The organism is Ruegeria sp. Alg231-54 (assembly GCF_900143525.1).
Taxonomy (GTDB): domain Bacteria; phylum Pseudomonadota; class Alphaproteobacteria; order Rhodobacterales; family Rhodobacteraceae; genus Ruegeria.
On sequence record NZ_FREZ01000003.1, the window covers coordinates 322,677 to 347,618 of the forward strand.

The 24,942-nt window shown below is 56.1% G+C and carries 21 protein-coding genes and 1 pseudogene; 13 read left to right on the top strand and 9 right to left on the bottom strand.

Features of this window, described 5'->3' with window-relative positions; all coding sequences use genetic code 11:
- Positions 1-157 precede the first annotated feature (157 nt).
- The 8 genes and pseudogenes from DHN12_RS08315 (at position 158) to DHN12_RS24775 (ending at position 9,673) form a co-directional block, all read left to right on the top strand.
- Positions 158-1,381: a lytic transglycosylase domain-containing protein gene (locus DHN12_RS08315; protein ID WP_373455752.1), complete on the top strand. Its 1,224-nt coding sequence runs from the start codon at positions 158-160 to the stop codon at positions 1,379-1,381.
- Between the two features lie 404 nt (positions 1,382-1,785).
- Positions 1,786-3,414 carry a peptide ABC transporter substrate-binding protein gene (locus tag DHN12_RS08320; protein WP_108859764.1) on the top strand — a complete coding sequence of 543 codons (1,629 nt, stop codon included), beginning with the start codon at positions 1,786-1,788 and terminating at the stop codon, positions 3,412-3,414.
- 65 nt (positions 3,415-3,479) lie between these two features.
- The gene (gene oppB / locus DHN12_RS08325; protein WP_058274596.1) at positions 3,480-4,403 is read left to right on the top strand and encodes an oligopeptide ABC transporter permease OppB; all 924 of its coding nucleotides are present in this window, start codon (positions 3,480-3,482) and stop codon (positions 4,401-4,403) included.
- Between the two features lie 10 nt (positions 4,404-4,413).
- Positions 4,414-5,343, top strand: coding sequence for an ABC transporter permease subunit (locus DHN12_RS08330; protein ID WP_108859765.1), 930 nt, complete (start codon positions 4,414-4,416; stop codon positions 5,341-5,343).
- Between the two features lies 1 nt (position 5,344).
- Positions 5,345-7,150, top strand: a complete 1,806-nt coding sequence (locus DHN12_RS08335; RefSeq protein ID WP_108859766.1) for an ABC transporter ATP-binding protein — start codon at positions 5,345-5,347, stop codon at positions 7,148-7,150.
- Between the two features lie 305 nt (positions 7,151-7,455).
- Entirely contained in the window at positions 7,456-8,349 is an 894-nt protein-coding gene (gene galU, locus DHN12_RS08340; RefSeq protein WP_108859767.1) for a UTP--glucose-1-phosphate uridylyltransferase GalU, read from the top strand.
- Between the two features lie 361 nt (positions 8,350-8,710).
- A pseudogene (locus tag DHN12_RS24770) lies at positions 8,711-8,914 on the top strand (DUF2793 domain-containing protein); the annotation flags it as partial.
- Positions 8,915-9,019: 105 nt separating this feature from the next.
- The gene (locus DHN12_RS24775) at positions 9,020-9,673 is read left to right on the top strand and encodes a hypothetical protein (RefSeq protein ID WP_234416584.1); all 654 of its coding nucleotides are present in this window, start codon (positions 9,020-9,022) and stop codon (positions 9,671-9,673) included.
- Positions 9,674-9,706: 33 nt separating this feature from the next.
- Here the strand turns inward: DHN12_RS24775 and DHN12_RS08350 are convergent, their stop codons facing one another.
- From DHN12_RS08350 to DHN12_RS08370, 5 genes are all read right to left on the bottom strand, one after another.
- Positions 9,707-10,684: a GDP-L-fucose synthase gene (locus DHN12_RS08350; RefSeq protein WP_108859768.1), complete on the bottom strand. Its 978-nt coding sequence runs from the start codon at positions 10,682-10,684 to the stop codon at positions 9,707-9,709.
- Positions 10,685-10,694: 10 nt separating this feature from the next.
- On the bottom strand, positions 10,695-11,819 hold the full coding sequence (gene gmd / locus DHN12_RS08355) for a GDP-mannose 4,6-dehydratase (RefSeq protein WP_108859769.1): 1,125 nt from the start codon (positions 11,817-11,819) through the stop codon (positions 10,695-10,697).
- Positions 11,820-11,947: 128 nt separating this feature from the next.
- Positions 11,948-12,955 carry a phytanoyl-CoA dioxygenase family protein gene (locus DHN12_RS08360; protein WP_306418395.1) on the bottom strand — a complete coding sequence of 336 codons (1,008 nt, stop codon included), beginning with the start codon at positions 12,953-12,955 and terminating at the stop codon, positions 11,948-11,950.
- Between the two features lie 133 nt (positions 12,956-13,088).
- Complete coding sequence (locus DHN12_RS08365; RefSeq protein ID WP_159089995.1) at positions 13,089-13,919, bottom strand: DUF5666 domain-containing protein; 831 nt, start codon at positions 13,917-13,919, stop codon at positions 13,089-13,091.
- A 41-nt stretch (positions 13,920-13,960) separates the two neighbouring features.
- Positions 13,961-14,791: a DUF6502 family protein gene (locus DHN12_RS08370; protein ID WP_108859771.1), complete on the bottom strand. Its 831-nt coding sequence runs from the start codon at positions 14,789-14,791 to the stop codon at positions 13,961-13,963.
- Positions 14,792-14,944: 153 nt separating this feature from the next.
- On the opposite strand from DHN12_RS08370, the gene DHN12_RS08375 reads away from it, so the two are divergent.
- From DHN12_RS08375 to DHN12_RS08385, 3 genes are read left to right on the top strand one after another with little or no spacing between them, the layout of a single operon-like run.
- The gene (locus tag DHN12_RS08375) at positions 14,945-16,570 is read left to right on the top strand and encodes an amino acid adenylation domain-containing protein (RefSeq protein ID WP_108859772.1); all 1,626 of its coding nucleotides are present in this window, start codon (positions 14,945-14,947) and stop codon (positions 16,568-16,570) included.
- Complete coding sequence (locus DHN12_RS08380; protein ID WP_108859773.1) at positions 16,570-17,883, top strand: hypothetical protein; 1,314 nt, start codon at positions 16,570-16,572, stop codon at positions 17,881-17,883. The genes DHN12_RS08375 and DHN12_RS08380 overlap by 1 nt, the downstream gene beginning before the upstream one ends.
- Positions 17,884-17,885: 2 nt before the next feature.
- Positions 17,886-18,662, top strand: coding sequence for an enoyl-CoA hydratase-related protein (locus DHN12_RS08385; protein WP_108859774.1), 777 nt, complete (start codon positions 17,886-17,888; stop codon positions 18,660-18,662).
- A gap of 63 nt (positions 18,663-18,725) precedes the next feature.
- Here the strand turns inward: DHN12_RS08385 and DHN12_RS08390 are convergent, their stop codons facing one another.
- From DHN12_RS08390 to DHN12_RS08405, 4 genes are all read right to left on the bottom strand, one after another.
- Positions 18,726-19,832, bottom strand: coding sequence for a lyase family protein (locus DHN12_RS08390; RefSeq protein WP_108859775.1), 1,107 nt, complete (start codon positions 19,830-19,832; stop codon positions 18,726-18,728).
- On the bottom strand, positions 19,825-21,339 hold the full coding sequence (locus DHN12_RS08395) for a tripartite tricarboxylate transporter permease (protein ID WP_108859776.1): 1,515 nt from the start codon (positions 21,337-21,339) through the stop codon (positions 19,825-19,827). The genes DHN12_RS08390 and DHN12_RS08395 overlap by 8 nt, the downstream gene beginning before the upstream one ends.
- Before the next feature lie 6 nt (positions 21,340-21,345).
- Positions 21,346-21,813 (bottom strand): tripartite tricarboxylate transporter TctB family protein, encoded by a 468-nt coding sequence (locus DHN12_RS08400; RefSeq protein WP_108859777.1) that lies wholly within the window; start codon positions 21,811-21,813, stop codon positions 21,346-21,348.
- Between the two features lie 69 nt (positions 21,814-21,882).
- A complete protein-coding gene (locus DHN12_RS08405; RefSeq protein ID WP_108859778.1) occupies positions 21,883-22,842 on the bottom strand; it encodes a tripartite tricarboxylate transporter substrate binding protein in 960 nt (319 codons plus the stop codon).
- Between the two features lie 100 nt (positions 22,843-22,942).
- Between DHN12_RS08405 and DHN12_RS08410 the strand changes: the two genes are divergently transcribed.
- Both DHN12_RS08410 and DHN12_RS08415 read left to right on the top strand, forming a co-directional pair.
- Positions 22,943-23,857: a LysR family transcriptional regulator gene (locus DHN12_RS08410; protein ID WP_108859779.1), complete on the top strand. Its 915-nt coding sequence runs from the start codon at positions 22,943-22,945 to the stop codon at positions 23,855-23,857.
- A 164-nt stretch (positions 23,858-24,021) separates the two neighbouring features.
- Positions 24,022-24,771, top strand: a complete 750-nt coding sequence (locus tag DHN12_RS08415) for a hypothetical protein (RefSeq protein WP_234416585.1) — start codon at positions 24,022-24,024, stop codon at positions 24,769-24,771.
- Positions 24,772-24,942: the final 171 nt, after the last annotated feature.

Below are 24,942 nucleotides of genomic sequence, written 5' to 3' on the forward strand. Positions count from 1 at the left end.
GCAGACAAATGAAATTTCTCAAGGCTTTTTCCCAAATAGGTCGGTGCTCTGCCACCGACCCTGATCAACGGTGGGGATAGGCGCAGACAAAACCACGGGAAAACCGCTGTTGACTTGCGGCTTTGACCAAGCCAGACCTTAAGCGATGCGATGGATCATGTTCGTCCTGGGTCTTTGGTGCCTGTCCACAAGTGCAACCGCGCAAGATCGTGCTGCGGTTGAAAGACAATTCCAGTCTTGGCTGCAAGATACCATCTGGCCAAAGGCCAGAGCCAAGGGTGTTTCCAGGCGCACGATGCAACAGGCGTTTGACGGTGTGACGCTGAACTGGAAATTGCCGGATCTGGTGCCGCCAGGGCAACCGATCAAAACCCCGAAACGGCAAAAACAGGCTGAATTTGGCTCTCCGGGTCGATACTTCAACGCGGGTTCCGTTCAGGGCGCGACATCTGTCGGGCGCCAGATGGCCCGGCGACACGCCGCAACCTTGGCGCGTGTCGAGGCCGAAACAGGCGTGCCCGCCCGCATCATTCTGGCCATCTGGGGTCGTGAGAGCGGCTATGGGCAAGTTCCCATTCGGCACAACACCTTCCAGGTGCTGGGCACCAAAGGGTTCATGAGTACCCGCGCTGACTATTTTACCAAAGAGCTGATCGCGGCGCTGCAAATCGCCGAGGCGGGCGATGCACCGCCGGGCACAATGAAAAGCAGCTGGGCGGGCGCTTTGGGCCAGCCGCAATTCATGCCCTCCAATTTCCTGACCTATGCGGCCGACGGAAACGCGGACGGAAAAGCTGACATTTGGACCTCAGCCGAAGATACAATTGCTTCTATCGGGAACTATCTGGCGCAGCATAGCTGGAGGACCGGGCGAGATTGGGGGTTCGAGGTCATAGTTCCTGAGACCATATCCTGCGCACTGGAAGGTCCTGACCAAGGCAGACCCATTAGGGACTGGGCCGCAATGGGAATTGCGCGCGTGTCAGGCAAGCCGTTTCCAAAACATGAACTGGCCGGAGATGGGTATTTGATGATGCCCGCAGGGCGGAACGGCCCTGCCTTTGTCGTCACGCCGAACTTCTATGTCCTCAAGGAATACAACAAAAGCGATCTTTATGCCTTGTTCGTTGGACACGTCGGAGACCGCATTCAATATGGCGTTGGCGATTTTTCTGGTCGCTGGGGCAAGATCGACGCCATGTACCGATCCGATATCGCTGCCATGCAGCGCACACTGGAACAACAAGGACACGACGTGGGCGGAGCAGATGGCCTACCGGGTTTCAAAACCCGTCGCTCGATCGGACGCTGGCAAGAATCGATCGGCCAGGCTCCGACCTGCTTTCCTGACGCGGGCATGAAGGCCAGCCTGAAACAGTAGCGATTCGCCCTGATCCAGAGCCCCCTCAGCTGTTTGACCCGACGGCAACAGCCAAACGAAAATTGTCGCCTTTCACGAAAATGTCACGAAGCCTCCGAGTTTCAACATAAAATTTCCACTGCACCCCCGTTTCCATTCACAATCCACCTCTGGTTGCCCAATTTTCAGGCAAAGGCTTTAACCTTTTTTGAAATAATGCCACGTTCGACCTCAGTGAAAGGCGACTTTTGCAAACACGTTCCCGACTGCAAACCGAAAGACTGCGACGCGGTGTTCATTGCGATCTGAAAAAGCAAAATTCGAACCAGTCCCGGTCTCTTTCTGGGTCGGACAAACATGGTGGCCTTCAGCCATCCTGAAGGGATGCGCGTGGGTTGCCGAATAAAAAACGGGAGTTGAAAAACATGAACAAGTATATTCGTACATCTCTTGCGGGGCTGTTGACCTCGACCATGATAGCCAGTGCTGCATTTGCCGCCGGAACCCATCCGACTACCGGCGAAGCGTTGGCGGATGACCAGACCTTTACCTATCGTATTCTGGACGAACACAGCTCGGTCGATCCTCAGGTTGTTGAAGATGTTTCCGGCGCCGAGATCGTGCGTGACCTGTTCGAAGGCTTGATGAACCAGGACGAAGACGGCAATCTGGTCCCCGGTGTTGCCACCGGTTACACCACCAACGACTCTAAAGACGTTTACACCTTTACCCTGCGCGACGATGCGAAGTGGTCGAATGGTGATCCGGTAACCGCCAGCGATTTTGTTTTCGCCTGGAAACGTGCCGTCGATCCCGCCCTGTCCTCGCCCTATGCTTGGTTCATGGAACTGATGTCGATCGATAACGCATCTGAAATCATCGCAGGTGACAAGTCGGTTGACGACTTGGGCGTCAAAGCCATCGACGACCACACGCTTGAAGTGACGCTCAGCGCACCGCTGCCGTACTTCCCACAAATGACTACACACTCGACCACATTTCCTGCCCCGCAGAAAGTTGTCGAAGAGTTTGGCGACGCCTGGACCAAGCCTGAAAACATCGTATCGAACGGTGCATACGTCCTGACCGAGCATCTGCCGCAGGAACGTTCGGTTCGTGAGCGGAACGAAAACTACTGGGACAACGACAACACGATCATCGAAAAAGTCGTGGCACTGGTCATCAACGACGAAAACGTCGCGCTGACCCGTTACCTGGCAGGTGAGCTGGACCGCACAGAAGTTCCCGCAGGTCAGTTCCCACGCTTGCAAAAAGAGCACCCGGAAGAAGCAATCAGCTTCCCGCGCCTGTGTAACTATTATTACACGTTCAACCTGTCCGATGGTGGCCCCGAAGCCTTCAAGGACCCGAACGTCCGTCAGGCGCTGTCCCTGGCAGTTGATCGTAAGATCATCACCGAGAACATCATGGCAGGTGGGCAGCCGCAGGCTTATACCTTTGCCCCGGCAGCAACCGCTGGCTTTGACGTTCCAGACGTAGAAATGGCGGCCATGTCGCAGGCCGAGCGCGACGAACTGGCCAAGGAACTGCTAGCCGCAGCCGGTTATGGTCCCGACAACCCACTGAGCTTTGAGATGGTTTACAACACCTCGGAAGCGCACAAAAAAGTTGCCGTGGCCCTGAGCCAGATGTGGAAGCAAAAGCTGGGCGTCAATGCCGAGCTGGCCAACATGGAATGGAAAATTTTTCTGGAAGAGCGTGGCAACCAGAACTTCGATATGGCACGCGGCGCATGGTGTGGCGACTATAACGAAGCCTCGACCTTCCTCGATCTGCTACAGTCGGATTCCGGCTATAACGACGGCAAGTACAACAACGCCCGCGTTGATGAACTGCTGTCCGAAGCCAAAACCTCTGACGATGCCGCTCCTCTCTACACCGAGGTCGAGCGTATCATCGCGCAAGAGACGCCCGTTATCCCGATCTATCACTATGCTGGCGTCTACATGATGGACAGCGATGTCGGTAACTGGCCGGTCAAAAACGTAGAGCAGAACTGGTATTCCAAGAACCTCTACAAAACCGCCGAATAATCTTCCTTAGACCAAGCTTTGCCCCGGGGTTCATTCCGGGGCAAAGCCAATAATGGGGGCATCAAATGCTTGCCTATATCGTCCGGCGATTGCTGATCGCCGTCCCAACGATCCTTTTGCTGATCGTTGCAAGTTTCTTTCTGATGCACTTCGCGCCAGGTGGACCATTCACCTCGGAACGGCCACTGCCGCCCGCGGTTCTGGCCAATATCGAGGCGCGGTACGGGTTGGACCAACCGCTGTGGAAACAGCTGTGGGACTATCTGTACAACATCGTCGTGCATTTTGATTTCGGCCCGTCCTTTAAGTTCAAGGACCGGGACGTGAATGATATCATCGCGCAAGGTTTCCCGATCTCGCTGACCTACGGTTCGCTGTCCTTTCTGGTCGCAACAACCGTCGGAGTCGCGCTGGGGATTGCCGCGGCGATCAAGCACAACAGCTGGATCGACTATTTGGCTGTTGGCCTGGGTATCGCAGCGCAGGCGCTGCCGAACTTCATCATGGGTCCGATCCTGATCTTGACCTTCACCTTGTGGCTGGGATGGCTGCCGGGCGGTGGCTGGAATGGCGGTCAGTGGCCGTACCTGATCATGCCCGTTATCGCGCTTGCGACCTCATACATGGGGTCCATTGCGCGGATCACGCGGTCATCGATGCTAGAAGTTCTGAACTCGAACTTTATCCGCACTGCCCGCGCCAAAGGTCTGCCGACAAGAACGGTGATCTGGCGCCATGCACTGAAACCAACCTTGCTGCCCGTCGTGTCTTATCTGGGTCCGGTTTTCGTCTACGTACTGACCGGTTCGGTCTTTGTGGACATCTATTTTTCGACCGGTGGACTGGGGCAGGCCTATGTGGGTTCCGCGCTGTCGCGTGATTACGCGGTGCTGTTGGGTGTCACTATCCTATATGGCGTCCTTACCGTACTCGTAAACCTGCTGACCGACCTGGCCTATGCCTGGTTCGATCCAAAAATCCGTTACTGAGGGGCTGGCAATGCTTGGTAAATCACAAAAAGCCGCCCACCTGGCCGAAGACATCACCGATTACACGGTCATTCAGGGGCGTTCACTTTGGCAGGACGCACGGATGCGTTTTGTTCGCAACAAGGCGGCCATGGCGAGCCTATTCATTCTGGCTATGATCGTTTTGTTCACGATCATTGGCCCCTACTTTGCCGTTTGGAGCAACGAGGAAATCGACTGGAATGTCATGGGCGACGTGCGCGGCATGGGAATGCCGTCGGCAGAGACCGGACATTTCTTTGGCGTCGACGATCTGGGGCGCGATCTATACAGCCGCATCATTCAGGCGACGACGACATCGCTGCTGGTGGGTCTGATCGGTGCCGCAACCGCCCTGATCGTCGGTACATGTTACGGTATTTCTGCAGGGTATATCGGTGGCCGTACTGATGGCGTAATGATGCGCTTCGTCGATATCCTGCTGGCCATTCCGGCAACTCTGGTCATCATCCTGTTGCTGGTTGTTGCGGGTCGATCATTCGTCATGCTGTTCATCGCACTTGGTGCGGTTGGTTGGCTGACGATGGCACGAATTGTCCGGGGGCAAACCCTGACCCTGAAGAACCGAGAGTTCATCGAGGCCGCACGCGCCGCTGGGGTCAGCGAATTCACCATCATGTACCGCCATATCCTGCCCAACCTTCTGGGCGTGGTGATTGTGTATGCTTCGCTACTGGTGCCTGAGATGATCCTGACTGAAAGTTTCATCTCGTTCCTCGGCCTTGGGATTTCTGAACCCTACACTTCGCTGGGTCGACTGATCGCCGAAGGGGCCGGGACGATGGGCTATGGCACACTGTGGCAGTTGTTGTTCCCACTGACATTCTACGTCGCAATCATCATCACCATGTTCTTCATTGGTGACGGCTTGCGCGACGCTCTGGACCCGAAGGATCGCTGATATGAGCCTGTTTTCCGTAAAAAACCTGAGCGTCCAGTTCAACACCGCCGACGGCGTTGTTGAGGCCGTAAAAGGCATCAGTTTTGACATCAATCCCGGCGAATGCCTGGGTATCGTGGGTGAAAGCGGGTCCGGCAAAAGCCAGACATTTATGGCAGCGATGGGCCTGCTGCCACCTGCCGGGCAGGCGACCGGTTCCGCCATGCTGAACGGTCAGGAAATTCTGAACCTGCCAGTGAACAAGCTGAACCAGATCCGTGGCGACGATGTCGGCATGATCTTCCAGGATCCCCTGACAGCCCTGACCCCGCACCTGCGTATTGGCCAACAAATGCGCGAAGTTCTGCAGGTTCACGAAGGGCTGCAAGGTTCGGCTGCTCGGGCGCGCTGTCTTGAATGGCTCGACCGTGTACGCATCCCTGAGGCTAAACGGCGTCTGGACCAATATCCGCATGAGCTTTCTGGCGGCATGCGCCAAAGGGTCATGATCGCCATGTCGATGCTGTGTAATCCAAAGTTGTTGATCGCGGACGAACCGACGACAGCGCTGGATGTAACCGTTCAGGCCGACATTCTGGACCTGATGGTACGCCTGCAAAAGGACGAAGGCACCGCGATTGCGCTGATTACGCACGACATGGGCGTTGTCGCACGCATGTGCGACCGCGTTCAGGTCATGCGACTGGGTCAATTCGTCGAGGCCGGCGAGACGCGCGAAATCTTCCGGGCGCCTAAACACGACTACACCAAGACTTTGCTGGCCGCGATGCCCCGCATCGACGCCGGTGACGCACCCAAGGCGCTGGAAAAAGTCGATGAGCCGCTACTGAAAGTCGACGACGTTAAAGTGCACTTCCCAATCCACGTCTCGGGCGGTTTGTTTGGGCACAAAGTACCTTTGAAAGCCGTCGATGGTGTCAGTTTTGACATCCGCAAGGGCGAAACATTGGGGGTTGTGGGCGAGTCCGGTTGCGGAAAGTCCACTCTGGCACGGGCTGTTCTGCAGCTGATCGAACCCAGCGCGGGCAATGTTAGCTGGCTGGGCCATCCAATTGTCGGTCTTAGAAGGGCCGAGTTGAACAAGTACCGCAAGGACTTGCAGATCGTGTTCCAGGATCCGCTGGCCAGCCTCGATCCGCGTATGACCATCTCGGCCTCAATTGCGGAACCCTTGAAGACCTATCGCCCTGACCTGACGGAGCGTGAACGCAAGAAACTGGTTGCCGAAATGATGGAACGGGTCGGCCTGAAGGCCAACATGATCAACCGCTATCCGCACGAGCTTTCGGGCGGTCAGAACCAGCGCGTCGGCATTGCACGGGCGATGATCAACAAACCCAAGCTGATCATCTGCGACGAAGCAGTGTCCGCGCTGGACGTGTCAATTCAGGCGCAGATCGTGGAATTGCTGCGCGAGTTGCAGCAGGAGTTCGGTCTGTCGATGATCTTCATCAGTCACGACCTGTCGGTTGTACGAGCGGTATCTAACCGGATCATGGTGCTGTATCTGGGCCGGATCGTGGAACTGGGCGACGGAGAAGTGATCTGTTCTGATCCGATCCACCCCTACACCAAATCGCTGATCTCGGCCGTGCCAATTCCGGACCCGGACGTGGAGCGCAGCCGCACGCGCCTGAAACTGCCGGGCGAATTGCCCTCACCGATGGATCCGAAAGCCGCGTTGCGTTTCCTCCCAAGTCGTCTGGCGGCTGGTGAAAATGACTATGTTCCTCTGTTGAGTGAAGTGAAGCCCAATCATTTTGTGGCCGAGCACGACCCGCTCGAGGCGATCATGGCAAAGGCATAAACCAGCCTGCCCCGAAGCAAGTAATTGCCTTCGGGGCAGTTTTTGGGTGTTTCAGCGACTCTATTTTGTTTCCCTACTCTGCCTAATGCGCGCATATTCATCCTCTTTACCCCCTAAACCGAAACTTTCGAAGCTATGACTTAACCACATGAGTTGAGCGTTTGGACTTGCTATTTCAACGGTAGCACGATTTCTCCCAATAGACCGGCACTGCCTACTTGCGTTGATTGTTCTAGCTGCGCACACTATGAGGTGGCGTCGACAAAACACTTTCATACGGACAAGACTTTTTGCTGAGAGGTAGCATGGCACGTAAGGTCACAAAGGCGATTTTTCCGGTTGCGGGTCTTGGTACTCGCTTTCTCCCCGCGACAAAATCGGTACCTAAGGAAATCATGACCCTTGTCGATCGCCCGCTAGTTCAATATGCAATCGACGAAGCTCGGGCGGCCGGGATTACCGAATTCATTTTTGTAACGTCCCGCGGAAAATCGGCGCTTGAGGACTATTTTGACCACAACCAAATCCTTGAACAAACGCTTAAGGAAAAGGGCAAAGACGACCTGTTGGAAACGCTAAATGCGACCAACATGGAAAGCGGGGCAATCGCCTATATCCGGCAACACAAAGCTTTGGGTTTGGGTCACGCCGTATGGTGCGCACGCCGCCTGATCGGAGACGAACCATTTGCGGTCATGCTGCCCGACGACGTCATCGCGGGGGATAAGCCCTGCTTGCAGCAGATGATAGAAGCCTATGAAGAAACCGGCGGCAATATGGTTGCCACCATGGAAGTTCCCTCGGAAAAGACAAGCTCTTACGGCGTTCTAGATGTCGGCGATAACATCGGCACAGTCGTGCGCGCGCGCGGCATGGTCGAGAAACCGAAACCCGAGGAAGCACCATCCAATCTGGCGGTAATCGGCCGTTACATTCTGCGTCCGTCGGTGCTGTATAACCTCAATCAGAACAAGCAGGGCAGTGGCGGCGAAATTCAACTGACCGACGCAATCGCCGAAGATATCAGAAACGGTGTCCCGGTCTTCGGGTACAAATTCGACGGCCAGCGGTTTGACTGCGGGTCCAAAGCGGGTTTCCTGCAGGCGACCGTCGCCTTTGCGCTGGCGCGCGATGACCTTCGAGAGGATTTGCAGAAATACCTGCACGACGTTGTCGCAACGGGTCAGGCAGCTCAGTAACCAAGATTGCAGCCTTGACGACGAGGTAAACGGCATCGATTTAAGGGCAAACTGCGGGCATTGCAGTTTGCCTTTTTCTTTCGATGTGGATGAAAAGCCCTGGGGGCAATTGAGCAGACCTTCACTCCCGCGAAGTGTTGGCACGGCATTAACCGAGCGTTCGTATCGGTCAGGCGGGATTCATGTGAGGCGCGGCAGTCTGGCGCGCAACGCAATTGTCGTTCAGACAGCCAACGGAGAATGCCCTTTGTCCCAAAGTTCGCCCAAATTGAACCTGCCATTCCTGCAATCGTCGCAAGCGCAAAAGCACGTCACGCATAATGAAGCCCAGAGACGCCTTGATCTGGTCGTCCAGCTTTGAATTGAGTCTACTAATGCCTCGACCCCGCCCGCAGTTCCGGCGCAGGGTGAGCTTTATGCCCTTGGGTCGACGCCCTCCGGCGATTGGTCGGATCATGCGGGAGAACTTGCAGCTTGGTTAGACAATTGCTGGCATTTCATAACGCCCAAATCGGGCTGGCGCGCGTGGGACCAAGAGAATAATCGTCTGACAATTTGGGACGGGTCAGCATGGGTCGAACCCCCGACCACGACGCAGAACCTGCCAGGCGTCGGAATTGCCACCGGGCACGACACGACCGATCGTCTTTCAGTACGCGCGCCGGCAACCTTGCTAAGCCACGAGGGTGCCGGGCATCAACTGAAGATCAACAAGGCAAATACGGGTGAGACCGCATCCCTTTTGTTTCAATCCAACTGGACCGGACATGCGGAAATGGGTCTGTCCGGTAGCACAGGCTTTTCCATCAAGGTCTCGCCGGATGGGAACAATTGGCCCGAAGCGCCGAGCTTTGATCCAACGTCCGGGGTGGCCTCTGGCACGGCCGTGCAAAACAGCGCGGAAGACACAACTGCGGGCCGCCTGATGCGGGCTGACTATGGCTATGGGCCCGGAAATCTTTTGGGGGCGGTCACGCAAAGTGACGGAACCCCGACCGGCGCTGTGATTGAACGAGGAGTCACACCGAGTGGTGATTTCGTCCGGTTTGCTGATGGTACCCAGATTTGCACCGCTTCACTGGATGCAACGACATGCACAAACACAGAAGGTGCACTGTATGCAAGCTCGTCGGAAACATGGGATTTTCCAACTGCTTTTGCTGCGGGCACGACGCCGGCACTCAGCGGCAGCGGAGGTTCAATCGGCAGGTTTATCGGGTTTGATGGACCGACCGACACTCAGGCCGCGTACAAAATTCTTTCGTCCGCTTCCGACGCGGCGGCCTTGCCACCATCGGCCATAGCAATTGGCCGCTGGTTCTGATCCGCCAGACTGCCCGGATCTGTGCCCGGGCGGTCACTTCGCGCGAAGTTCTGCCTCGGGTTGCTCTAGAAACCAGGCATAGGTTTCGCGAATACCGTCTTCGATCCTGATAGTCGCGCGCCATCCCATGTCGGCCAGCCGGGAAACGTCCATCAGCTTTCGCATGGTACCGTCCGGCTTGCTGACGTCTTGCGTAATCCGCCCAGTGAACTCGGTGATCTTTGCAATCATCGCTGCCAGTTCCGCGATTGAGATATCTTCACCACATCCCACGTTGATATGGCTCAGCATGGGTTGGGTATTCGCCTCATATGCAGCACGGCGCAGGTCCATTACGAACAAAGACGCCTCAGCCATGTCGTCAACATGCAGAAACTCGCGCCGGGGCTTACCTGTGCCCCAGATGACAACTTCTTCCAGATCATCCCGGCGTGCCTCGTGAAATCGGCGGATCAGGGCGGGTAGGACGTGACTGTTTTCAGGGTGAAAATTATCGCCAGGACCATACAGGTTTGTCGGCATCACGGAACGATAGTCCAGGCCGTACTGCCGATTGTAGCTTTCACACAGCTTGATTCCGGCAATCTTTGCCACGGCATAGGGTTCGTTTGTCGGCTCTAGCACACCTGTCAGCAGGGCATCTTCGCGCATTGGCTGCGGCACAGCGCGCGGATAGATGCAGGAACTGCCCAACTGCAGCAGGTTTTTGACCCCCGCGGCAAACGCCTGATGGATCACGTTGCACTCGATCATCAGGTTTTTGTAAATGAAATCAGCCGGGTAGGTGTTGTTGGCATGGATACCGCCGACTTTAGCCGCCGCCAGAATGACAACGTCTGGGCGCTCGGCTTGCATGAAATCGGCGACAGCGGCTTGATTGGTCAGATCAAGTTCCGCACGGGTCCGTGTTACAAGTTCCAGCGCCTCACCTGATGCCTGACGGTCTTGCAAGCGACGCAGGATTGCGCCGCCGACCATGCCGCGGTGCCCGGCGACGTAGATCTTGCGCATGCCCCCTGCGTTAGCCATTTTCAAGCGTGACCGGTAATTCATAACCATGCTGTTTCAGCAAGGCATGCCGTTTGGCTGTCTTCAGGTCCTCGGTGATCATTTCAACGCACATCTGCTGAACCGTCAGTTCCGGCTCCCAGCCCAGTTTGTTTTTGGCGTTCGAAGGATCGCCAAGCAATGTTTCCACTTCGGCCGGGCGGAAATATTGCGGGTCGATGCGCATGATCACGTCGCCGGGTTTCAACGCAGGTGCACTATCGCCCTCGACGGATTTGACCATCGCGATTTCATCGACGCCTGTACCTGAGAATTCAAGCGTCACGCCCAGTTCAGCGGCAGACCATTCGATGAATTGCCGCACCGCATACTGTACACCCGTTGCGATAACAAAGTCCTCGGGGGCGTCCTGTTGCAGCATCAACCATTGCATCCGGACGTAATCCTTGGCGTGCCCCCAGTCGCGCAGGCTGTCGATGTTGCCCATGTAAAGGCAGCTTTCAAGACCCTGGGCAATGTTGGAGAGACCACGGGTGATCTTGCGCGTCACAAAGGTTTCGCCCCGGCGTGGGCTTTCGTGATTGAACAGGATGCCGTTGCACGCATACATGCCATACGCTTCGCGGTAGTTCACTGTAATCCAATAGGAATACAGCTTGGCCACCGCATAAGGGGAACGCGGATAAAACGGCGTTGTTTCGCGTTGCGGTGTTTCTTGGACCAATCCGTACAGTTCGGACGTGGACGCCTGATAAAAGCGTGTCTTTTTCTCAAGACCCAGAAAGCGGATCGCCTCGAGAAGGCGCAACGTACCGATCGCGTCGACATCAGCGGTATACTCCGGCGATTCAAAACTGACCGCCACGTGGGACTGAGCGCCAAGGTTATACACCTCGTCCGGCTGAACCTCTTGAATGATGCGCGTCAGGTTCGATGTATCGCTTAGGTCACCGTAATGCAGGTGCAGGCGCGGATTGGGCACATGCGGGTCCTGATAAATGTGGTCAATGCGCTGTGTGTTGAACGAAGATGCACGGCGCTTGATCCCATGGACTTCATATCCTTTTTCCAGCAAAAGCTCAGCAAGATAAGATCCGTCCTGCCCTGTAATACCAGTCACCAATGCTGTTTTTGTCATAGCCGCGATCCGAGAATATCTGATTTGCTTTTTGCAGCCTCTGAAACAGCAATAAACTCCTGAATGCAACCCTGCGCCGCGGTCGGGCTTTGATTTCACATGAGCAGACCCACGCCTGCGCAAAAGTTTCAGGTCGACGCGTACAGAGGCACCGATCCCTTTGCGCCTTCCGAAAGCGCTTTGCTCTGATCGCTGCGAACCTTTTCATACAGCGCCAGCGCATCGGCAGAAAACAACTCGGCTGGTGGCTGAACGTGAACAAAGTTGCTTTGGCCGTCCTGCCCGCGCGCGAGCATGGCATAGTCTCTCTCGGCCACCAGCTGCTTGGCATTCGGGTTGAGATAGCGGATCGCAAGACCAATTCGCCGGTCGCCCGATTGATTGGGACCTGAACCGTGGATCGTCAGCCCGTGATGCAGGGACATCTGCCCCGGTGCCAATTCGATGTGGGTCTTGTCTTCCTCGGCGACATACACTGCAACCTCTTGTCCGCGCGACAGAAGATTGGTGTCTGAATACGTATCGTTATGCGGAAGGATCGGGTTCTTGTGGCTGGCGCGCACAAAATCCATGCATCCACTTTCGACCGTTGCCGGCGAAAGCGCAATCCAGGCGGTGACTTGATCCGGGGTTTCACCCATACCCCAGTAGGTCAAATCCTGGTGCATTCCGACGGTATGGGCTGTGTCCGGCTCTTTAATGAAGAATTCAGCTGACCAGACCATGATATCCGGCCCCAATACGCCCTCGACCACATCCAATACGCGGGGATCCGTCGCGACACGCGCCGCAAGCGGCATCACCAGATGTGCGTTTACCCGTTTATAGGTGTTCAACGGCAAGGGCAGATCCGCCTCAAGCCAGTCCTGTTCTATCCGCTCAAGCTCAGCGCGGGTTTCGGTGGCCTCGGTTTCGGAAAAGATGGTCAGCGGGAAAAGAAACCCATCCTCCCAATATTTGTCGGATTGCGCCTGGCTAAGTACGACATCACGCGTTGGGGTGCTTTCAGACATCTGGTATACCTTCTCGAAAACTTGCTTTCCCAGAGTTTTACCCTGCGCTGCCCGCAGGGCGCTTATCCTATCTGCGACGATAAGTTCAGCTTTGCCTTTGGGGCAAGTCACCTCGCGTTTCATTTCTGAAACGCTTTCGTGCTTTCAAAACTCTGGCCTAATCCACACGGATCAGACCCTTTTATTAGATTGAGGGCACGACCAAACTCTCCCGGATCAAACGCGTCGCCCGAAAGCCAAAACCAGAGTTCACGTTTCAGCATCCCAGCTGAGCGAAAACACCTATGCTGCCTACATTCACCAGCCCGCTGCCATCGCCGCAGCGAATAACACGGGTGTTCGGGTCTATCATCTCAGGCTGATCGCTATAGGCAATCAAGCCACTTCCCAGCACCGTATACAGCCCGCCGGGCTGGGGTTCCGAGTAATAGCCCTGGACCTGTACAACGCCAACGGCCTCGGCGAACAGCCCGGCTTCCAGACGCTCGGCCCTGATCCCGTCGCGTGTTGGCTGTCCAACGACCCGGACAAGATCACCCGGCGACAGATGTTGCGGCTCAAGCCCACTGACAACGCTTGCCCCGATCACAGTCCGGGCCTGAAGGTCAGGCCCAAGATATGTGCCCGACAAACGCACTTCGTGCCCAGTGTTTGTCAGTCTTTCGATGTGTGAAGCGCGCACAGACTGACCTTGCCACAATCCGCTGATCGCGACCCAATCGCCGACCTGAATGTCCTCACGCCGCTCAAACGCAACTTCAGTTCCAAGAACCGATATCTTGCCGTCCTGCACGCTGGACACTGGTCCGACCAGAGGCAGGACTTGACGGATATGTTTTGCGTGCCACCCGCCATTTTCCTGAGTTACAACAACCGCAACGGTATGACCCGGCTTCAACTCGCCCGCAGTGATCAGAGGAACCGAGTCGGCAACCAGCATCTGGCCATCGAACAGAATATGCTGCCCATTCACATGGATGCTGCCCAGATGGGTGATCGTGCCCACGATACCGGTGCCGATAATGCCACCTTCACGATCAGTTTCACCTTTGTCTTCGGCCTGAATCGGAGCAGGCAGCCAAGACATCAAAAAAAACGCCGCGAGCACACGAAAAAAAACACCCATACTTACTCATCCTCTTTCGGGTTTCTACTTTGCGCTTTCTGCGGCGAGGGCAGGACAAAAGCGCCCGCTGCAAATCGACCGCTGTGATCGCCATCACTGTCTTTATCCTGCAGCTCGCGGGCCAGGGAATTGATCTCTTGCAGCAGTGCTTGCGCCCGGTCTGACGAGAATTGACGCAACTCTTCAATCGATTCTGACGACAGATGAGAATACCGCACCGCACGGTCAAAATTGCGTGGGGCATCCGGTTCTGCCAGCAGGTTCTGTGTTGCCACTGCCAAATGCGCAGACAGCGTCGCCTCATAGGCCGCCACTTGTTCAGCGCTACCAACTGAAGGAAGAAAGGCTTGGGACAACAGGCGAAGCTCGCCTTTTCCGACCTGTTCCACATTTTTTTGAACGACCAAGGTTTCCAGAACGGTACCTGGGGCCATGTCCACACGCGCACGCCGCACCAGATCATCAAATCCCGGCCCAGTTGCGTCGCCTTTACGGCTCAGAATCCGAGGCGCGCCCAAGTCGTCCAGAAATTCGGGCGTCGTCGACCAATAGCTGATGACCAATGCCGCCGCATTACAACTGCGCTTCAACGGGGCATCATCGTCGATGTGGCGTAGCCTTTTGACATCCTTGCGATGCAGACCCGTCAACAGACTGGCGTGACTGTCGCTTAGCTTTCCGTCCGTGCTTTGCTCAGCTGCCGTCAGCAAGGCCAGTTTTAGAGCTTCGGTCGCGGAGCCAAGCGTGACCCCATGCGCAACCATTGCCCGCGCCAGTGGGACCAGCAACGCAGACAGCGCGGTTTCAAGAGGAGGTTTGGGATCATTCGACATTTGGGCACTCGTCACGGATTGGTAGTTGATAACATTTTCCTAGAATTAACGAATTCAACGCTTTCGTGTTCAAAATGTGATCGAATGTGACCTTTAATGGGAATTTTTCCCATTATCACTAAGGTGTGACCCCTTCTTGAACTGGAGAATGCCATGCACCTTATCGCAACCGATCCCCAGACAAACTACCCCCCCCTGTCTCAAACCGATTTTACCCGCACAAAAAAACCGGGTGCGCTGGACGTGCTCAGCCCCGAAGATCAAAAGCTGTTTCTATCCTTTGGCTGGGGGCCGCAGGTTCCGCCCCGCCATGCCACCATCGCCGACGCGCTGCGCCAGACGTTGCTGATTCAGCCCGATGCCACCGCGGTGGAATGTGCGAACCATAACCTTAGCTACCAGGCGCTCGACGAGGCCTCGAACCGATTGGCGAATGTCATGCGCGCCCATGGCGTGAAACGCGGCGACGCGGTGTGCCTGTTCTTGCATCGTTCGGTCGAAATGGTCGTAGGTATCGTCGCCGCCATAAAGCTTGGGGCCGCTTATATTCCGCAACATGTCGGTGTCGCGCCGACGGAAACCTTACGCCATGTTGCGAATGTAACTGGTGCAAAAATCATCCTCAGCCTGAGCGAACTGGCTGATCAAATCCCCGTTGGATTGGACCAGACCCTGATCACAATTGATACGACGATGTTCGACCCGATGCTGAACGCCCCGGCCCCCGGCCCTGATTATCGGGCCAGCCCCGACGATTTGGCGATGGTATTGTTCACGTCCGGCACAACCGGCGTTCCAAACGGCGTACAAGTTAGCCATCGGAACCTGGCCAATATCTTGCTGACCGCCCCCGGGGATCTAGGGATGCGACCGGGCTTGCGGGTCGGACAGATCCTGTCGATCTCATTCGACATGGCCGCGTGGGAGATCCTTGGCGCTTTGTCCAATGGCGCAACTTTGGTGATCCGTGGCAAATCGTTTCAGGAAACGGCCGAGAAGGTGGATGTGCTGATCGCCACGCCTTCGATCCTGAATGCGCTGGACCAGACCCGCTGCACGCAGGTCAAAGCTGTCGCCGTAGCAGGCGAACCCTGCCCCCGACCGCTTGCCGATCGTTGGTCAACCTTTTGCACCTTCTACAATTCCTGTGGTCCGACCGAGACCACCATCATAAATACGGCCGAGCCGCATGACCCCGACAAACCGTTTCTGTCGATTGGGCGCCCAACACCGAACAACACGGTTTATGTTCTGGACGAAAACCTGCGCCCTTTGCCTATCGGCGAAAAGGGCGAGATGTGGGCTGGCGGCGATTGCGTCACAGCCGGTTACCTCGCCAACCCCAAACTGACGGCCGAGCGTTACCAACCCGACCCATTTCGGCCGAGGCATATGATGTTTCGCACCCGTGATCTGGGACGCTGGACAAGGACCGGTGAGCTTGAGCATTTCGGGCGCGTTGACGACTTAGTCAAGGTGCGCGGATTCCGGGTAGAGCTGGACGGTGTTACATCCGCGCTTGAGGCCTCGCCCTGCTGTCAGCAGGCTGTGACCTTGCAATATGACAGCCGCAATCTGGTCAGCTTTATCTCACCGTTGTCGGCCTGCCCCAAGCAGGCGGCGCAATCCGTCTCGGATCGTTTACCATACTACTGCAGCCCCGCTGTTGTGGTCCCGATGGACACGCTGCCTCGCACTCCGCGCGGCAAGCTGGACAAGCGTCTCTTGCTGGATCTGGCGCGCAACCATATCGCGAAAACTGGTGCGGAGTTGAACTGATGACGACGCAGACGACAAATCTTGACACAGGCGGCATGAATTGGCGGCGGGTGACCCGCCACCCGGCCCTGATGGAATACCGCCGCCTGGCAATGCTTGTTGCATTGGTGAACCTGGCCGTCTTAGTGGTTGGATTGCGCGATGGGGCTTGGTTCGATGAGAATGCATTCACGCTCGGCCCGATTGGGGATATGGCGCTGATCAACGTCAGCCTCGGCATCCTGATCCGGCAACAGCGGGTGGTCAACGCCCTGTTCTGGCTGGCCACACGCATTCCCACATCATGGCCACTATGGATCCGCTGGGGGGCTGGCAAGGTGTTCCACTTTGGCGGTTTGCATTCCGGCGGCACCGTCACTGGGGCCATTTGGTTCGGCTTTCTTCTGTTTGCGATAATTTGGAACCGCACCAACGGAGCCGCCGTGCCCTCAGACCTGACACTGGGCTTGAGCGCGACAATGGTCGTCTTGATGACATTGATGGTGATATCGGCCCTCGGCCCGATCCGCGCGCGGTTCCACAATGCGTTCGAGAAAACGCACCGCTTTGCCGGCTGGACGGTTTTGGGATTGTTCTGGGCGCAGACGATCTCGATCATAAATGACATGGGGGGCATGTTGTTGCACAGCCCGGCCTTCTGGATGCTCTGCCTGATCACCTTGTCGATCCTGTCGCCGTGGCTGACACTGAAACGCGTCGATGTCAGGATTGAAAAGCCGTCAAACCACGCGGTAATTGCGCATTTTGACTATGGGGATACGCCATTCCCCGGCAGCTCGAACGCGATCAGCCACACCCCGTTTGGTGAGTATCACTCTTTCGCCAATATCCCCGCTCCGGACCGGTCGGGCTATCGATTGGCCATCAGCCGCGCCGGGGACTGGACCGGGCGTTTTATCGACAATCCGCCAGACAAAGTTTGGGTCAAAGGTATTACGACATCAGGTGTGGCGCGGATCGAGGTGCTTTTCAAAAAGGTGGTGTATGTGGGCACCGGTTCGGGTATTGGGCCGATCCTGCCGCATCTGCTGGCCAAAGAGGTGCCGAACCGCCTGATCTGGTCCACCCGAAGCCCGCGCAAAACCTATGGTGACGCGCTGGTTGACGAGATCGAAGCAAATACCGAGCAGCCTTTGATCTGGGACACCGACGAAGATGGCAAACCAAACCTTTCGGCCTTGGCATTGCAAGCCGTTCGCGACAGCGGGGCCGAAGCGGTTATCGTGATCTCGAACCAAAAGCTGACCCGCAAGGTTGTGCATGACTTGGAAAGCCTTGGCATTCCCGCCTATGGCGCAATTTGGGATAGCTGATCATGTTTGAGACAATCGAAACTGAAACACGGGGGCGGGTCGCAACGATCCGCCTCAATCGGCCTGATCAGCTGAACGCGTTGAACACGCAACTCATGCACGAAGCCCTAACCGCCGCCACCGAATTCGACAAGAACCCCGGCATCGGATGCTTGATCCTCACGGGCAATGATCGTGCTTTTGCCACCGGGGCAGATATCGGCGAGCTTGCGGTGCAAACTTACGCGACCATGCAGGCAAGTGACTACTTTGCCGAATGGGACAGGTTTGCGGCGCTTCGCCTGCCCAAGGTGGCAGCGGTCAGTGGCTATGCCCTGGGCGGCGGGTGTGAAGTTGCGCTGATGTGTGACGTCATTCTGGCCTCGGACACTGCCAAATTCGGTCAACCCGAAATCAAAATCGGCTGCATTCCCGGAATTGGCGGCACGCAGCGGCTTACACGGCTGGTCGGCCGTGCCAGAGCTATGGACATGATCCTGACCGGGCGCATGATTGACGCGTCAGAGGCCCTGCAGATGGGTCTGGTCAGTCGGGTTGTCCCGCAGGACACCCTTTTGAACACCGCGCAAGAGGTGGCCGAAACCATTGCGGATTATGCTGATGATATCGTCAGTATGGCGCGCACCTGTGTAAACATGGCCGACCAAAGCACACTTGAATCGGGTGTGCGGTTCGAGCGGCAGATGTATCACGCGCTTTATGGATTGCCGGCCCAACAAGAAGGCATGAATGCCTTTCTGGAAAAGCGAAAGCCCCAATTCAGGCGCAGGACCCAGTGATCTTATCCCGCATCGTCAATCACCGCTCGATAAAAGAGCGGTGATATGACCAGTCTTATCGCTTCAGTGCGTTTTCCCTGCCGTGCTATACTCAAAGTCTGAAATCTTGCGGGCCATGGATTCAGAATCCACAACCAGGTTCGCAAAAATAGTTTCGACCCATGACAAAGCGCCGGATGTCAGCAAAAACGTCTCTGGGATGACGATCCATTCGCCAATCCACATACCACCCGAACGTTCGTGTTGATGGGTGGTGAATTCGCCGATCTGTTCGGCCCGCTGTCGTCCAAGCCGGGCGACGGCCTCTCCGAATTCTGACGCGCGCTGGTTCTGTTTGTGCGCCATAGCCGAAGATGCGCCTTTACCGGCTTCATGCACCTCGGACCATTCGGAAATATCAGATGAGGACAACAGATTGACATTATGCGAGATCTTGCACAGCGTCGCACACAGCCCTCCCAGCGCAGTTACAACATCGGCAAGCCCGTCACGGGCATTTTGCCAATGGGGTTCAACTACATTCAGACCCAAAGTGGCTGCCACGCCTTCCTTGATGCGATGTCCGGTCCCGTTTTCGTATCCGCGCAGATCCCCAACAGGGCCACCCATCTGGACATTCAGTCCGCGAACGGCTGCTTCTTCCAACGCTTGTGCACGCCGCTGCAGTTCAACTTTCCAGACGGTCAGTTTGGTTTCAGCCCGAATAGGCAAGGCATGCTGTCCATTCGTGCGACCGATCATGATAGTATCACCAAGCTGATCGATGTGTTGCTCAATAGCGGTGGTCAGTCTTTGCAGTCCGGTCTGGATGTGCTCCAGACCGATCTTCATTTGCAGGGCCAGTGCAGTGTCCATAATGTCCTGCGTTGTCGCCCTATAGTGGACCTTTTCTGCATGGTCACCGACATGTCTTCGCAATTGTTCGACCAGACCAACGATCGGGCGCCCGACAAGCATCATGTTTTCGTGCAACCGTTCGGTATCCAGATTGCAGACTGACACCGCGTCCAACGCATCTGCAGCCTCTTGCGGAATCTGGTTTTCCAGCGCCTGGTGACGGGCCAGCGTCTGTTCAACCATCAACCAGGCCGAGATCGTGGCGTGTTCCGACCAGACGGACCGCATATCGGCGCTGGAAAAGCAGTCGCGGTAAAGGGAGTGCTCAAGCATCTTCCAACGCTCCCTTTGCGATCTTGCGCTCTTTCATGATCCCACGGACGCGGAAGGCAATTGCCCCTGCGCCGATGACCAGGAAAGCCAAAGCGATTGGACGTTCAACGAAGATCAGAGCGCCACCATCCGACATCAGCAACGACTGACGGAATGTCTCTTCAGCACCTTTGGCCAGCACGAACGAAATGACAAATGCCGCTACGTTGAAGTCGTATTTCCGCATCAGCCAGCCAGCAAAGCCCGCACAGGTCATGACCGTGACGTCAAACATTGATCCACGTGCAGAATAGGCTGCGACAAACGCGGTCAGGAAGATCAGCGGGTACAGGACATTGGTCGGAATCTTCAGGATAATTCGTGCAACCTGAGTGGCACCGAAGTAACCGATCAGACCATAGGCCACGATACCCAGCATCCCGCAGGCGAACAGTTTGTAGACCAGTTCTTTGTCGGTCAGGAACAGGGTTGGTCCTACCTGGATGCCGTGGATCAGGAAAACACCCAAAAGGATTGCACCAATCGTCGAACCCGGAATGCCCAGCGTCAGCAGCGGGGCCATCGACGGACCCGACACCGCGTTGTTTGCGGCTTCGGGTGCTGCGACACCTTCCAGCGCGCCCTTGCCCCACTTCTCGGGGTTTTTGGCGCGGCGTTTGCCTTCACCGTACGAAATGAAGGCCGCAATAGCCGAACCCAAACCTGGGAGCACACCGATACCTGCACCGATGAAACCTCCACGGAACGCATGAGGCAAGCAAGGTTTATACTCTTCCCATGTCAGGCTGTTGCCGTCTTCCGTGCTTTCATTTTCTTTGGTTTCACCGGTTGCTTTGCGGCGCGTTTCCAATTGGGCAAAGACCTCGCCCAAAACGAATACACCGATCATCAGGGGCACAAGGCCAATCCCGTTGGACAGATCGAACGAGCCAAAGGTATAGCGCTCTTCGCTTGAGATTGGGTCCAATCCGACCATGGCGATCAAGATACCCATCAGGGCAGATGCCAATCCTTTGACGATTGAGCTGCCAATGACCGAACCGATGACCACGAAGGCTGCAAAGTAGATCGCAAAGGTTTCTGGCGGGCCAAGCTTTAGGGCGATAGCCGCAATGAAACCGACGCCGACGACCAGCAGGATATCCCCCATGAAGTCACCGATGACTGATGAAATAGTCGCGACCTTCATCGCCTTTCCGGCCTGACCGGCGCGTGCAAGAGGATAGCCGTCAATCTGTGTTGCGGCACTGGCTGCAGTGCCCGGCGTGTTGAACAGAATAGCCGCGATCGAGCCACCATAGCGACCGGATTTACCTATCACATACAGGAAGGCGAGTGCGAATAGTGGCGACATGTAAAATGTGATGGGCAGCAGCATGGCAATCGCCGCCGATGCGGTCAGACCGGGCGTGGCCCCAACGACCATGCCCACAGCTGCGGCCAGCACGATGGCAAACAGCAAACTGGGGTCGGTTATGACCGAAAGAAGTGCGGGAAAAATTTCCATGACGATTTACCCCTGTATCCAGCTGAGCAGGTCAAAGACCTCGCCATAAGGCGGGTACACACCAAGCAGCACAAAAAAGATGAGGTGGAAGATCAATGGGCACAGAACGACGGAAACCGCCAGACCGATCCAGCTGCGAACTCCGAAAAAGCACAAAACGACCGGCGCAGCGATCGCCGTTGGCAAAAGATAGCCAAACCACCGGAATGACTGCTGATAGATCAGGGCGATGACGAACAAGCCGATGATCTGCAGGGTTGCTCCGCTATCCTGTTCCTGACCGGTATCGCCCGCCGTTTGACGAACGGCACCTAACAGTAACGGGCCGGAAAGAAACAGCAGTGCGATGGATGCTGAAAATGGTACGATGCCAGCCCAGGTATCCCCCGGCGAGGCTGCTGGCACTTGCCAAGCGCCCAAAATGGCAACGATGGAAATTAGGGCAAGCACAAGGCCTTCTGCATAGGCGCGCATATCGTTCCTCCCTGATTGCGTTAGATACAAAAAGGCCGGGGGAAGAAAATCCACCCGGCCCCGAGGACTTTAGTTGGTCAGGCTTTCGACCAGGGGAGCGGCGTCCTCTTTCATGGCGGACAGCGTTGCTTTAGCGTTCGCACCATTCTGATAGACCGGGCCTGTTCCGCGCGAGGCCAGCAATTCGGCAAATTCGGGTTTCGCGGCGATTTGCTCCAGCGCAGTTTCCATCGCGGTAACAACCTCGGCCGGTGTGCCCTTCGGGGCGAACACGATCACTGGCGAAGAAACAGCGGCAAACTGAATGCCCAGTTCGCCAAACGCAGGCACGTCTTTCATGATGCCATCACGTTCTTGGCTGTTAACCGCCAAGGCGCGAAGCTGCTCTTCAAACCCTGCCAGCTGCTGAACACCCAGGAAACCAAAGTCAGCCTGTTCACCGATCAGTGCAGCGCGGGTCGGCCCGCCACCTTTGAACGGAACGTCCTGAGCTTCGATGCCGTTACTGGCCAGAAAGCCCATGCCGCCAACGTGGTGGAAGCCTCCGCGTCCCGAATGGGCCCAACGCAATTGACCGGGGTTGGCTTTGGCCGCGTCGATCACGTCCTGAACGGACTCGAACGGGCTGTTTAGCGGCACCATCAGCGACGTTTGCAGCTGACCGACCTGAGCAACAAACTCAAAGCTGTCCAGCGCATCGATATCGGTGTCACGTGTCATGGTCGACAACAGGAACGAACCGCCCGAAGTCATCATCAATGTATAGCCGTCAGGGCGTGCACCCACGACCGAGTTCGCACCATTCAGACCGCCCGAGCCGGGTTTGTTAACGACGACAACTGGAACGTCCAGAATGCCTTCGGCTGCTGCCGAAATAGCGCGGGCATAAGCGTCTGTACCGCCGCCAGCTTTGTATGGAACAACCAGGTTGATCGGACGTTTCGGCCAGTCGGCTGCGAAACTTGCTGTTGCTGTTGCAGTCACGGTTACTGCCGCCAGAACAGCAGTGAGAATTGATCTACGCTTCATAGCATCCTCCCTAAGATGCGATCTAATCTAGCTTAAATTCAGTGTTAATAAAAATGCAAAGGTGTTATCTTATCTTGCAAAATAGTAAAGAGTCTGCCTGATGAATATCAAAGCCCTTCGCGCCTTTCGTGCCACCCTTTCCGAAGGAACGCTGGTTGCTGCCTCTGAAATCCTGCACCTGAGTCAGCCTGCAATCAGCCGACTGATTTCCGGGCTTGAGGCAGAATTGGGCCTGACCCTGTTTGATCGCAGTGGCCGCAACTTGACACCGACACGCGAAGGGTTGGCATTCTACCGCGAAGCCGGGCGTATCCTGGACAACCTTGATGAAGTGCCCCGCATCGCTGCAGAGATTAAAGCCGGACGTACAGAAACACTGCGCGTGGTCACGATGCCGCGTATCGCACGGGCAATTTCGGCGCCTGCACTTGCGATGTTTTTGCAAGCCCACCCTGATACAAACGTAACCCTGGACATCCGGGCACGACGTGAGGCCAGCAAATGGCTTGCCGGACGTGAATATGACATCGGCATCGGGGCATTGCCGGTCGAGCATCCGGGTGTCAGGACAAAACCCCTGCTGCGGGTCCGGGCGCAGGCTGTTTTGCCTGTTGCTCATGCATTGTCTGATCGCAAATCGGTAACCGCCACCGATCTCGCCCGCGAGCCGGTCATTCGGCTGATGAACGGGCTTCTATTGCGCGAACAGCTTGATGACATCTTCCGGTCTGCGGGCGTCAATCCCAGACATACCTGTGAAGTCGCGGCGTCCCAGCTTGCCTGTTCGCTTGTCGCAGAAGGTGCTGGCATCACGATTGCCGACGAACTGGTCGCAGCACAGGAAACAAAAGAACGTTTGGCCCTGGTTCCGATCGCACCAGAGCGTTGGATGACCTTTGGCCTGCTGTACCCCGCGACGCAGGAGAAGTCACAGGCGCTTCAGGATTTTGAGGATGTTCTGTTTTGGCAGGCGTCCGAGCTATGCAAGAACAGCCCAACATTGGCTCTTGCCTGACAGTCCATGTCAGGCGGATTCAGGTCCATGTCCCATGCCCCGCCTAGGCCAAAGCAACGATTGCAACAGATCCGATGCTCAAGCATCTTGAAATCTCCGATCCACGATCATTCATCGGCTGCGCGAATTGCGCGGCGTAGCTGACGGACACCAGAATGAAGAAGTTGAGCGCAATCGTTGCAGACTGCCGGGTCATCAATTTACCCGATAACAATAGCAGACGGCTTCATATGACCAACTTGATGAACAAGCTTGGCATCAGTTTTTCATTATCAAAAGGCAGCACCGGACAAAGCCATGCCCGGAACTGCGCCCACGCCCATCTTGCAGCGCTTAAGTCAATCAAAACGCTCCCGGTATTGGTTCTGGAGGATGATGTCTCCGCGTTGACCGAAGATCTGACCATTCCCGAAATTCCAAAAGATGCGGACATCGTTTATTTGGGGGTTTCACCCTTCGGCTGCTTTCCCCGGACACGTCGCTATGTTCAACGCTTCGGGCACCGCGCGCATTACAACCTTGCACTCGCTTCGACTGAGAACAGCGATTGGCTGAAGCTGCACTCCATGGCCGGTGCAATCGCTATTCTCTATGTGTCACCAGCAGGCCTTGAGGCGTGGCGGCATTCCATGCGGGCGGCCATAAAACGGAGCAAGCCGTTTGATGTGTTCACCGCCTACAGGATGACATCCCTGAATGTTTATGCACCAAACCGCCCCGTTTTTTACGAAGAACCCAGCCTGCAGCGCCCTCTTAGGCATGTTACCCCTGAACAGAGACTGCGATGGACGGCAACACCCTTGTCACCGGTCAAAGAAGGCACAATCGTCACTGCGCCCACCAAAAGCGGGGCAATGCGCGTTCGGGCTGAAGTGTGCGGAGATAACCGTCTTGAATGGTCATTGCTTCAATGAGGTCGAAAAAGGGGTATTCTCAGGTTGCTGGCCACGCAATGTCAGGGTTGTTAAGTGCGATGCGCCTGCCGAAACCCCCTTCGATACAGCGCCTAGACTTACAGATTGCATCCAAGTCGGAATGTCTGGGATTTGGCATGCCCTTCTGCAAGGAACCCAACGTCTTTTCAG